The 10,235-nt window shown below is 53.8% G+C and carries 11 protein-coding genes, 2 tRNA genes and 1 riboswitch; all 13 genes read right to left on the bottom strand.

Features of this window, described 5'->3' with window-relative positions; genetic code table 11:
- Positions 1-104 precede the first annotated feature (104 nt).
- Positions 105-193, bottom strand: a tRNA-Ser gene (locus NFS35_RS20795).
- Positions 194-264: 71 nt separating this feature from the next.
- Positions 265-350 (bottom strand) — tRNA-Ser (locus NFS35_RS20790).
- 245 nt (positions 351-595) lie between these two features.
- The gene (gene ispD, locus NFS35_RS20785) at positions 596-1,333 is read right to left on the bottom strand and encodes a 2-C-methyl-D-erythritol 4-phosphate cytidylyltransferase (RefSeq protein WP_251208999.1); all 738 of its coding nucleotides are present in this window, start codon (positions 1,331-1,333) and stop codon (positions 596-598) included.
- A 210-nt stretch (positions 1,334-1,543) separates the two neighbouring features.
- Positions 1,544-2,569, bottom strand: a complete 1,026-nt coding sequence (gene tsaD, locus NFS35_RS20780; protein ID WP_251208998.1) for a tRNA (adenosine(37)-N6)-threonylcarbamoyltransferase complex transferase subunit TsaD — start codon at positions 2,567-2,569, stop codon at positions 1,544-1,546.
- An 84-nt stretch (positions 2,570-2,653) separates the two neighbouring features.
- Positions 2,654-3,232: a DUF6715 family protein gene (locus NFS35_RS20775; protein ID WP_251208997.1), complete on the bottom strand. Its 579-nt coding sequence runs from the start codon at positions 3,230-3,232 to the stop codon at positions 2,654-2,656.
- Between the two features lie 4 nt (positions 3,233-3,236).
- Complete coding sequence (locus NFS35_RS20770; RefSeq protein ID WP_251208996.1) at positions 3,237-4,148, bottom strand: ribonuclease Z; 912 nt, start codon at positions 4,146-4,148, stop codon at positions 3,237-3,239.
- A 25-nt stretch (positions 4,149-4,173) separates the two neighbouring features.
- Positions 4,174-4,419: a hypothetical protein gene (locus NFS35_RS20765; protein WP_251208995.1), complete on the bottom strand. Its 246-nt coding sequence runs from the start codon at positions 4,417-4,419 to the stop codon at positions 4,174-4,176.
- A 148-nt stretch (positions 4,420-4,567) separates the two neighbouring features.
- Positions 4,568-5,011 carry a ribosomal protein S18-alanine N-acetyltransferase gene (gene rimI / locus NFS35_RS20760; RefSeq protein ID WP_251208994.1) on the bottom strand — a complete coding sequence of 148 codons (444 nt, stop codon included), beginning with the start codon at positions 5,009-5,011 and terminating at the stop codon, positions 4,568-4,570.
- Between the two features lie 137 nt (positions 5,012-5,148).
- Positions 5,149-5,865 (bottom strand): tRNA (adenosine(37)-N6)-threonylcarbamoyltransferase complex dimerization subunit type 1 TsaB, encoded by a 717-nt coding sequence (tsaB, locus tag NFS35_RS20755; RefSeq protein ID WP_251208993.1) that lies wholly within the window; start codon positions 5,863-5,865, stop codon positions 5,149-5,151.
- A gap of 89 nt (positions 5,866-5,954) precedes the next feature.
- Entirely contained in the window at positions 5,955-6,458 is a 504-nt protein-coding gene (gene tsaE, locus NFS35_RS20750) for a tRNA (adenosine(37)-N6)-threonylcarbamoyltransferase complex ATPase subunit type 1 TsaE (RefSeq protein ID WP_251209000.1), read from the bottom strand.
- An 89-nt stretch (positions 6,459-6,547) separates the two neighbouring features.
- Positions 6,548-7,024 (bottom strand): YcxB family protein, encoded by a 477-nt coding sequence (locus tag NFS35_RS20745; protein WP_251208992.1) that lies wholly within the window; start codon positions 7,022-7,024, stop codon positions 6,548-6,550.
- Positions 7,025-7,126: 102 nt separating this feature from the next.
- Positions 7,127-7,864, bottom strand: a complete 738-nt coding sequence (locus NFS35_RS20740; protein WP_251208991.1) for an ECF transporter S component — start codon at positions 7,862-7,864, stop codon at positions 7,127-7,129.
- 175 nt (positions 7,865-8,039) lie between these two features.
- Positions 8,040-8,210: riboswitch (FMN riboswitch) on the bottom strand.
- A 57-nt stretch (positions 8,211-8,267) separates the two neighbouring features.
- A complete protein-coding gene (locus NFS35_RS20735) occupies positions 8,268-10,220 on the bottom strand; it encodes an ABC transporter ATP-binding protein (protein ID WP_251208990.1) in 1,953 nt (650 codons plus the stop codon).
- Positions 10,221-10,235 lie beyond the last annotated feature (15 nt).

Genomic DNA, 10,235 nt, shown 5'->3' with positions numbered 1-10,235 from the left:
TCTCTGAATTTCCTCCATCCTTGCGGATGGTCTCCGGAATCTTCAGGGTTGCATTGCTGTTCGTTTGTCAAGGTGCTGTGCGGTATTTATTTCGCTACCGCCAACGGAGAAGGAGGGATTTGAACCCTCGCGCCGCTATTAACGACCTGCACCCTTTCCAGGGGTGTCCCTTCGGCCTCTTGGGTACTTCTCCAAGTGAGCAGAATCTTTTACTATATCTCATTATCGGGAACGCTCTTGCAAATATCTGCGCCTGTCCCCCAGCGGAGAGAGTGGGATTCGAACCCACGCGCCCTTGCGGACAAACGGTTTTCAAGACCGCCTCGTTATGACCACTTCGATATCTCTCCAAGCGAGCCGCTATCTCAACGGCGAAATTCATTCTACCAAAAAGATTGATTTCTGTCAACATCTTTTTTGAAATTTTTTTCATTTTTTTCCACTTACTTTTTTTCGCCCATTTTAAGCCTTTGAATGTTCTTCTCTATCCCGGCACTCTGCCCTGCATTTGATAGGCGTCACCCCTCCCACCCTCAGGCATTTTCCGATCGGGCGCGGGACTTTATACGTCTTTATGACTGTCTATGACATGCCCTCAGAGCGCCGACAGGATGCTTTCGGCCGTTCTGATATCCTCCGGCGTCGTTATCTTGATGTTTCCATAGGATGCCTCTACCAGCTTCACCGGAATCTTGAGCATTGTTTCCAGTACCATGGCGTCATCAGTGACCGCAAATCCGTTTCCCGAAGCCGCCAGCCGCTCAAAAAGCTTTCTGTACGCCTCCGTAATCAGCGATGTCTCAAACACCTGGGGCGTCTGCACTGCCCACACAAGGCTGCGGTCCGGCGTCTGCGCCACAAAGCCTTCCCTGTCCGCAATCTTAATGGTATCCTTTACCGGCATGCCTGCCACGCAGGCACGATGCCGGCACACCCCCTGATAGGTGCGCTCCAGGATTTCCTCCGTGAGAAAAGGCCTTGCCCCGTCATGGATGAATACATATCCGTCGCGGTTCGGCACTGTCATATGCCCGTCTGCCATGAAGCACAGCGCGTGATAGACGGATTCATAGCGCTCTTCCCCTCCGGCCACAACGGCGGCCACCTTGCGGAAAGCATATCTGTCTACGATTTCCCGCTGCACATAAGGAATATCGCTTTCTCCCGTCACTACGATGCAGTCGTCTATTATTGCTGATTGCTCCACTGCCTGCAGGGAATGCCAGAGCACAGGCCTGCCTCCCAGCAGCATGAACTGCTTCGCCGTTGCGCTTCGCATTCTCCTGCCGCTGCCAGCCGCCAGCACAATGGCGGTGCATCTTTTTCTACACATAGGCGGTTCCCTCTTCCTAAACTCCCATGCAGCCAGCCGCACCACCTTACCTGAAAGTCTGAGGGTTTAGGTGATGCACACAAAATGAGCAAGAGAAGCTCATTTTGGCGCACAGCTGTCTCCGTTTTTGCGCATAGGAAGCGCAAAAACACTCGCGGTGCTAGAATGGCATAGGGACTTTTATAGTAATAAATCTGCCGTTTTCTAAATCTACAGTCCCAGGTTGGGCACAGCGTTCAGGTCATAGCCGCTTCGGACTCCCTTGCGGAATTCATAATATCCCGCCGCGCCTATCATGGCGGCATTGTCCGTGCAGAGAACAGGGGACGGACAATAGAATGTGACCCCTCTCTTGCCGCACTCTGTCTCAAAAGCTGCCCGCAGAGAGGAATTCGCCGCCACGCCTCCCGCAATGGCGAATCTGTCATAGCCGAATTGCCGCACTGCGTGCAGGGAATGCTCCACCAGTACGTCTATGACTGCTTTCTGAAAAGAGGCCGCCACGTCCGCCTGGCAAAAGGGCTCCCCTTTCATCTGGCAGGAATTCAGGTAATTAAGCACCGCGGATTTCAGGCCGCTGAAGCTGAAGTCGTACTCATGCTCCGCCACCTTTGCCCTGGGAAAGGGAATGGCGTCAGGATTGCCCTCTTTGGAAATCTTGTCGATTTTCGGCCCCCCGGGATATCCCAATCCGATAGCCCGGGCTACTTTGTCAAAAGCCTCCCCTGCGGCATCATCCCTCGTCATGCCGATGATTTCATATACGCCATAGTCCTTCACCGCCACCAGATGGGAATGCCCGCCGGAGGCCACCAGGCAGATAAAGGGCGGTTCCAGCTCTTTGTGCTCGATATAATTGGCGCTGATATGGCCGTTGATATGGTGGACCCCCACCAAAGGTATCCCGGCCGCGAAGCTGATGGCCTTTGCCGCCGATACCCCCACCAGAAGGGCCCCTACCAGTCCCGGTCCATAGGTGACGGCAACGGCTGTGATGTCCCGTAATGTCACCCGCGCCCGGGCAAGGGCCTCCTCTATGACCTGATTGATCTTCTCGATATGTTTTCTGGATGCGATTTCCGGGACTACGCCCCCATACTGTGTATGCAGCGCAATCTGGGTAAAAATAACATTCGACAGCACCTCCCTGCCGTTTTTTACCACGGAAGCTGCTGTCTCGTCACAGGACGTCTCGACAGCAAGTATCAGGACATCCCCTTCATATTGTCGTTCCAAATTTTCTCTCATTCCGCCGCACAGACGGCTTTCATCTCTATTTCCCACTGCACTCTGTCTATTCGCGCCCTGGGCATTCTCCTGTCAATACGCAGGATTCACATTCTGGGCCAGATCCCAGCCGTAGATTTTCCATCTCCTGTTCTCGTCCCGGCGCAGCAGATATACCATGTCCACCAGATTGCTCTGGCCATCGGCCAGGACAGTGTATGTACAGTGAATCCTCGCGAATTCAAATCCGTCCTCCGTGAAAGTATCCACGTTTGCGCTGGAGGCCACGGACGCCGCCGTAATTTTCCTGCTGTCCTCCTGGAAAGAGGTAATCTCGGCCTTGAGCTGAAGCAGATGCCCCGTAACGTCATTGGCAGCCAGCAGTTCGTCGTCGTAAAGCGCTCTGGCCTTCATGCCCAGCTGCTCCACCTCCTCTTCGGCGCATTCCTCCGCGTAGAGACATTTCTGGATATCCACGTAATACTTCATCACTTCCTTGACCGTAGGGGGATAATTGTTCTCCAGGTCACGGCTTAAGACCAGCTGGGCCGCCGTCATGGCCGCCTCCTTGGACGCATCTCTGGACCTCCCTGACAGATAGGCAAAATAGCCCACCACTCCCACGATCACCACCAGGAAAAAAAGCATCATTCTCGTAGTAGATTTTTTCATGACATCACTCCTCGTCAAAATTCAATTCCACAGTCCTGCCGTCCTTAGCCGCCACCGTGTTCGGAAAAATCTTCCTCACTTCGCCCAGATAGGCCTCCGGGTGCATCAGGGAAGGACTGTAATGCGTCAGCCAAAGCTCCCCGGCTTCCGCCGCCTTTGCCACCCTGGCGGCCTCATACATGGTCATATGCCTGTTCTCTTTGGCCTTGGCCAGCTTCTCAGGCTCTCCGTACATCCCCTCCAGAATCAATAAATCAGAGCCGGCCCCATTTGCGGCGATAGAATCCACCGGCCTGGTGTCCGTACAATAAGTCACTTTCAATCCCTTGCGCGGCGCCCCTATCACCATATCGGGCGTATAGGCTCTGCCGTCCTGCTCGATGACCTCGCCCTTCTGCAGCCTGCTCCAGAACTTCATGGGAATCTGCTGCTCCAGCGCCCGCTCCCTGTCGAAGCGTCCTCCCCTGGCCACTGTCATGCTGTATCCATAGCAGGTCACGCTATGGTTCACTTTGAATGCTTTCAGCTGAAATCCTTCAAAAGAAAATGTCTGCTCCTCCTCGGCTATCTCCTGAAACCTTATCTCAAAAGGGAGTTCCGGCGCAATGGTGCGCAGGGAATTGACTACTTTGGTCAACCCCCTTGGTCCTATCAAAAGCAGCGGCTCCCGGCGCTCGGCATTCCCCATGGTCAACAGCATTCCCGGCAGACCGCTGATATGATCCGCATGATAATGCGTGAAGCAGATAATGTCGACGGGGTTGGGGCTCCAGCCCTTTTCCCGCAGGGCAATCTGTGTCCCTTCCCCGCAGTCGATCAATATGCTTTTTCCATTGTACCGAAGCATCAGGGAGGTGAGCCACCGATAGGGCAGCGGCATCATCCCTCCTGTTCCCAGCAGACTTACATCCAGCATCTCAAAGATTCCTTCTCTTAATTTTTTATAAAAGCTCCAGTTCTTCCGTCTCCTCCGGAGCCACGGCAAACTGTGCCGTCCATTCGTCATAGCAGTCCTCGCACAGATCAAAGTGCTGCGCGACGCCGTCCCTTCGGCTGAAGTATCCGAACATGGCATCTGCTGAAAAACAAAATTCCTTTAACAATCCGTTTTCCACCTGCAGCGTCCTGCCGCATTTATTGCATACTGCTTTTATCAGCTTTTTCTGTCCATCCTCGTATCTACGCATACTTTCTTCTCCCTTCGCATACAGCCCAACGATAATCGCCACCAGATTCGTCCGTCAAAGGCTTTACGCATTCCCCGCACTCTGTCCGATGAATCTGTAACCATTATACTAAAAATATACATAAATACGTGTGGTAATTGCTGTCAGTTCAATCATTTCTGCGCCACATAATCATAGCATCTTCTCTGGGTTTTTCATAAAATCCGGGACGGATGCCCTCTGAATGAAACCCGGTTTTTTCATAAATATGGATGGCGGCCTCATTGCTCACCCGGACCTCCAGCGTAAAGGCCGCAAGCCCCGCTGCCTCGCCTGCGGCAATCAGCTCCCGCAGCAGGGCCTGACCTATGCCGCAGTTCCTGTATTTTTCTGCCACCACCACATTGTCTATGTTGGCTTCGCCGCAGAGGGCGGTATATCCTGCGCCTCCTGCGATTTCACCGTCCGCCAGCGCCACAAAATAAAAGCAATGCGGGTTCTTCAGAAGCTCTCTGAACGCCCCGGCAGACCAGGGCATGGAAAATGTCCGCGCTTCAATCTCCGCCAGAGCCTCTATGTCGTCCTCCTGCAATTCCCTTATCTCAATCCGCATGCATACTCCACTATTATACTATGCTCCGGTAAAACCTGCCGCGAATTCCGACTGCAGACCTCCGGCAAGATACCTTTGCTCATTTTTCTATTGTAAATTCCGGCGGTCTGCAGTATATTTCGGCATAAATTTCCGATTTATGAACACTGTCTGCGCTCAGATTCCTGTTCTGCCTGACTTTTCCGCAGATATTCCGGACGATGCTCCGCGGCTGTGACGATTTTTCCCTGCCTGTAATACACTGCCCCCAGCGACGCTATGGATGCCGCCCGCTGTCTGTTGCTGCCCGCAGGCGCCAGAGCGCAGGGCACGCCGCATTTCTCCCGGATAGCCTCTCTGTAGACAGGTACGCCGTCCCCCAGGAAAACCACAGACCTGCCAAGCAGCGTCAGCTCTGCCAGCAGATCTCCAATGTCCACGGGTTTCCGGGGAATCACCGTATTCAGCGCAAAGCCCTCTCTCTCCGGCAGGAATTCATATGCCGCGGCATATACCTGGTTTCTCCGGGCGTCCATCAGGGGGCATACGATCCGTTCGCTCCCCCAGAGGTTCCAGGCCAGCCCCTCCAGCGTAGGCACTTCTACCAGAGGCTTTCCCAGGGCAAGGCCCAGCCCTTTTGCGGTAGCCGATCCGATCCGCAGCCCTGTGAAGGAACCAGGCCCGGAAGCGATGGCGATGGCATCGATGGTATCCAGGTCCAGTTCTGTCATATTCCGCAGCTCATCCAGCATGGGCAGGAGGGTCTGGGAGTGTGTCTTCTTATAATTTGTAGTGTATTCCGCCACCAGCGCCTCATCCTCCACGATTGCCACGCTGGCCACCAGGCCGGAACTGTCCATACCTAATATCTTCATTTCTTCCTCTCCCCTATGCCTGCCAATCATACATAACCTGGAAGAATGCCCGCACTTTGGGCATTCTTCTGTGTGAAACTTAGATTTTCTTAGCGGGCGTACTTGGACCGCTTAGAAAATCTTTTCACACTAATCCGGCGATAGTCAAAGCCTTTCTCCGGCTCCTTTTCTATCGTCACCTGCACGGAATTCTCCGGCAATATCTCTTCTATCAGGTTCGCCCACTCTATCAGACAGACTCCTGTCCCATAAAAGCAGTCCTCGCAGCCTATCTCCTCCATTTCCTCCACATCCGCGATGCGGTAGACATCGAAATGGTAGAAAGGCAGTCTGCCGTCTTCATATATTTGCAATATCGTAAAGGTAGGGCTGTTCACATGCCCTTTGACTCCCAGGCCTTTGGCAAAGCCCTGGGTGAACACGGTCTTGCCCACGCCCAAATCTCCCGTCAGGGTATAGACCTGCCCCGGGACAGCCGCCCCGCCCAGAAGCGTCCCAAGGGCAGCCGTATCCTCCGGGGATTCGGATTCCCATACGACGGCTTCTCCGATATTCAGTTTTGCCTGAATCTCCCGGGCAGTTATATTCTCCATGCCATTTTCACGCTTTCTGTCATGCCGCTTCAGCGGCACAGACCATTCATGCACTTCGGGCATCCTGCCCGCAGCCGCTTTCCAGCAGGCTATGCCCGTATCTTCACTTTCCCGGGAGGCATGTGGGTGGAAATCATCTCCACCACCGCCGCCTGCTTATCTCCCAGCTGCCGCTTGGGGAAGATGGTTCCATTGACCGGGGAGGTATAGAGAATGATGCTCCGGCTGGTAGATACCGCCTTATGCATATATTCCCAGGCCAGTTTCTCCTGCTGGTCCCCTGCGGAAACGCAGAGCCCCTCGTCGTCCAGCGTGTAGCGGAGCGGCTCCTGAAAGGCAGGATTGCTCAAAATCTGGGTCCTGCTCTTCAAGAACAGGGTCCAGGGCAGATACAGCAGCATGACCAGCCCCAGGATGATGAAAATCCACTGTTTCGTGGCCAGCGCGAATAAAATCAAAATCGCTCCGAAAGCGCTCCCCACGATTCCCGCCGGGCTGTTGTAGGAATGACGCAGCATATAGTCGTATAAATCTCCTGCTTCTATCTTTACGGTTAATTCAAGCATGGCTCTCCTCTGACGAAATCACGTCCCAGTCTCTGTCTGTAAAACATATTTATTTTACTCTATGCAGAAGAAAAATGCAAGAACCAAAACCGGGCTTGCCCGTTATGCCCTGTGCCCTGTCTTAATGATAGGGCTCAGAGGCTTGTAAATCAGCAAAGTCACTATGGACACGCTGGCTCCCTTAATCAAATTCAACGGCGCCACGCAGGCGACGACAAAGCTGATGATGCTGCCTTCTTTCACCCTGGGATTCACCGCGCTCCCCATTGCCAGCAGCTGGTCAAGCGGCATGCCGTACAGCCTGGAGAACGCCGGGAGCAGATATACCGCGTTGAAAGCGGTGCCGAACACAGTCAGGATGGCTGTTCCGATGATGCAGGCTGCAATTGCCGTCTTCTTGTCCTTGCGGAAAGCATAGATGACAGAGGCGGGCAGGATAAAGCTGCAGCCTATCACGAAATTGGCCAGATCCCCCACGAAGGCTGTGGATGTGCCCTTGACGAACAGCTTCAGCAGTATCTTGATGAATTCCATGGTGACGCCGGCTGCCGGGCCGAAAGCGAATGTGCCCACTAAAATAGGCAGCTCACTGAAGTCCAGCTTATAGAAAGCGGGAGCGAAAGGCAGCGGAAAGTCGAACAGATGCAGAATCATGGCGATAGCGGAGAACATGCCGATCATGGCCATTTTTCTGGTGCCAAGAATCGGTTCTCTCACATCATTCTTTTTACGCGCCGCCTTTTCCAGCAGCACCGCCACTGCGAACACCGCTACAATAATTGCCAGAAAACTCAGGACATACAGGGCGTTTTCCGCCACGCTTTTAAACAGATCATTCATCACATTTTCCTCCTAATTCCAGTTTACTTCATAAGGAAAATTCTTCTGAACGTACAAAAAGCCCCGAATCAAAAAGATTCGGGGCTGATTTCCACGCATCATCCAATCCCGGGACAGACAACAGACACTTCCCTGCGGCCGCCAGGACGCGCGTCTGCCCTATATCCTGCAATGGATCACTCTTCTTTCATCCAGACTTTACTGTTGGTCCCGGAGTTTCACCGAGTCAGCCGTGGCAGGTCCCGCTTGCGCTGATCCCGCCCCGGGTCGCGGACTGTACCGCCAGTAGGGAATTCTCATCTGCGGAAATAAGAACCGCAGGAGTCACCCGCCCCCGAAGAATTTTCTTTCAGTTACAGGGTAATTATAATACTATTTTCCGTGAAAGGCAAGAACTATTTTGTCAGCTGACCGCATTCCCGGTATACAGCTGATAATACTTGCCTTTCTGCTCGATCAGTTCGTCGTGGGTGCCTTTCTCTATGATACGTCCCTGCTCCAGCACGATGATGCAGTCGCTGTTCTTTACAGTGGACAGCCTGTGGGCGATGACGAAATTCGTCCGGCCGTTCATCAGCGCGTCCATGCCTTTCTGTACCAGTTTCTCAGTCCTGGTGTCGATGGAGCTGGTGGCCTCGTCCAGAATCAATACCGGGGGATCCGCGATGGCCGCCCTGGCGATGGCAAGCAGCTGCCTCTGGCCCTGGCTTAAGTTGGCGCCGTCTCCATGGAGCATGGTGTCATAGCCGTCCGGCAGACGCTGGATGAATCCGTGGGCGTTGGCCAGCACGGCGGCTTTCTTCACCTCCGAGTCCGTGGCGTCCATCTTGCCGTAGCGGATGTTCTCCATGACGGTGCCGGTGAACAGATGGGTATCCTGAAGCACTATGCCTAAAGAACGCCTCAGATCCGCCTTTTTAATCTTGTTCACGTTGATGGCGTCATACCGTATCTTTCCATCCTGAATATCGTAGAACCGGTTGATCAGGTTGGTGATGGTGGTCTTGCCTGCGCCGGTGGCGCCTACGAAGGCGATCTTCTGGCCCGGCTTCGCGTACAGTTCGATATCATGCAGAATCATCTTGTCATCATTGTAGCCGAAGTCCACATGGTCGAAGACCACGTCCCCTTTCAGTTCCACATAGGTGGTGGTATCGTCGGCCTTGTGATAATGCTTCCAGGCCCATAGCCCTGTGCGCTCCCTGCTTTCCGTCAGCTCTCCGTCTGCTCCGCGCACCGCGTTCACCAGTTCCACATAGCCCTCGTCCACCTCTGGCTTCTCGTCCATGAGCTTGAAGATTCTGTCCGCGCCGGCCAGAGCCATGATGATGCTGTTGAACTGCATGCTCACCTGGTTGATAGGCATGTTGAAAGACTTATTAAAATTTAAGAAGCTGGCAAGTCCGCCCAGCGTCAGTCCCGAGACCCCTGTGATGGCCAAAATACCGCCCACCACGGCGCAGACCACATAGCTTAAGTTGCCCAGCTGGGCGTTCACAGGACCCATGATATTGGCGAAACGGTTGGCCTGATAGGCGCTCTCGAACAGCTGGTCATTCAGTTCGTTGAACTGATCCAGGCTCTCCTGCTCATGACAGAATACCTTGACCACTTTCTGTCCCGTCATGGTCTCCTCGATACAGCCGTTCAGGCTGCCGATTGCTTTCTGCTGGGCCATGAAGTACCGGCTGCTCAGGCTGCCGATTTTCTTGGTGGCCACAAGCATGATTCCCACCATCAGAAGCGTCACCAGCGTCAACGGGATATCCAGCACCAGCATGCACACGAACACGCTCACCACCGTGATGGCGCTGTTGATCATCTGAGGAATGCTCTGGCTGATCATCTGGCGCAGGGTGTCGATATCATTGGTGTACATGGACATGATGTCGCCATGGGCATGGGTATCGAAATATTTGACAGGAAGAGATTCCATCCTCTCAAACATGTCGTTCCTGATATTGCGCAGCGTTCCCTGTCCGACATAGATCAGCACTTTGGACTGGGTAAAGGAAGCCAGCACGCCCAAAGCGTAGAAACAGGCCACCTTGCTGATAGCGCCCATCAAGGGAGCAAAATCAGGATTTTCCCTGCCAATCAGCGGCATAATGTAAGAGTCGATCAAAGTCCGCATGAACATGGTCCCCTGGAGACTGGAGTACACGCTCACAAAAATACAGATTACTACCACTACCCAGCCTGCGGCATAATCCTTTAAAGTATAACCCATGACACGCTTAAAGAGTTTTCCGGGATTCTCTATCCTGGGCCTGGGGCCTCTGCCCCCTCTCGGCCCGCCCGGCCCGTGGCCTCCGGGGCCGGGACCATGGTTTGTCTGCTGTTTCTCTCCTGCCATTGTCACATACCTCCT

Source organism: Acetatifactor aquisgranensis (assembly GCF_943193215.1).
Classification (GTDB): domain Bacteria; phylum Bacillota; class Clostridia; order Lachnospirales; family Lachnospiraceae; genus Acetatifactor; species Acetatifactor aquisgranensis.
This window is presented reverse-complemented; position numbering and strand designations above follow the sequence as displayed.

Excerpts from the sequence above, each read along its gene's own strand:
- ispD (WP_251208999.1), bottom strand. The coding sequence starts at position 1,333 with ATGTGTAGAAAAAGATGCACCGCCATTGTGCTGGCGGCTGGCAGCGGC.
- NFS35_RS20775 (WP_251208997.1), bottom strand. The coding sequence starts at position 3,232 with ATGAAAAAATCTACTACGAGAATGATGCTTTTTTTCCTGGTGGTGATC.
- NFS35_RS20770 (WP_251208996.1), bottom strand. The coding sequence starts at position 4,148 with ATGCTGGATGTAAGTCTGCTGGGAACAGGAGGGATGATGCCGCTGCCC.
- NFS35_RS20765 (WP_251208995.1), bottom strand. The coding sequence starts at position 4,419 with ATGCGTAGATACGAGGATGGACAGAAAAAGCTGATAAAAGCAGTATGC.
- rimI (WP_251208994.1), bottom strand. The coding sequence starts at position 5,011 with ATGCGGATTGAGATAAGGGAATTGCAGGAGGACGACATAGAGGCTCTG.
- tsaB (WP_251208993.1), bottom strand. The coding sequence starts at position 5,865 with ATGAAGATATTAGGTATGGACAGTTCCGGCCTGGTGGCCAGCGTGGCA.
- tsaE (WP_251209000.1), bottom strand. The coding sequence starts at position 6,458 with ATGGAGAATATAACTGCCCGGGAGATTCAGGCAAAACTGAATATCGGA.
- NFS35_RS20745 (WP_251208992.1), bottom strand. The coding sequence starts at position 7,024 with ATGCTTGAATTAACCGTAAAGATAGAAGCAGGAGATTTATACGACTAT.
- NFS35_RS20740 (WP_251208991.1), bottom strand. The coding sequence starts at position 7,864 with ATGAATGATCTGTTTAAAAGCGTGGCGGAAAACGCCCTGTATGTCCTG.
- NFS35_RS20735 (WP_251208990.1), bottom strand. The coding sequence starts at position 10,220 with ATGGCAGGAGAGAAACAGCAGACAAACCATGGTCCCGGCCCCGGAGGC.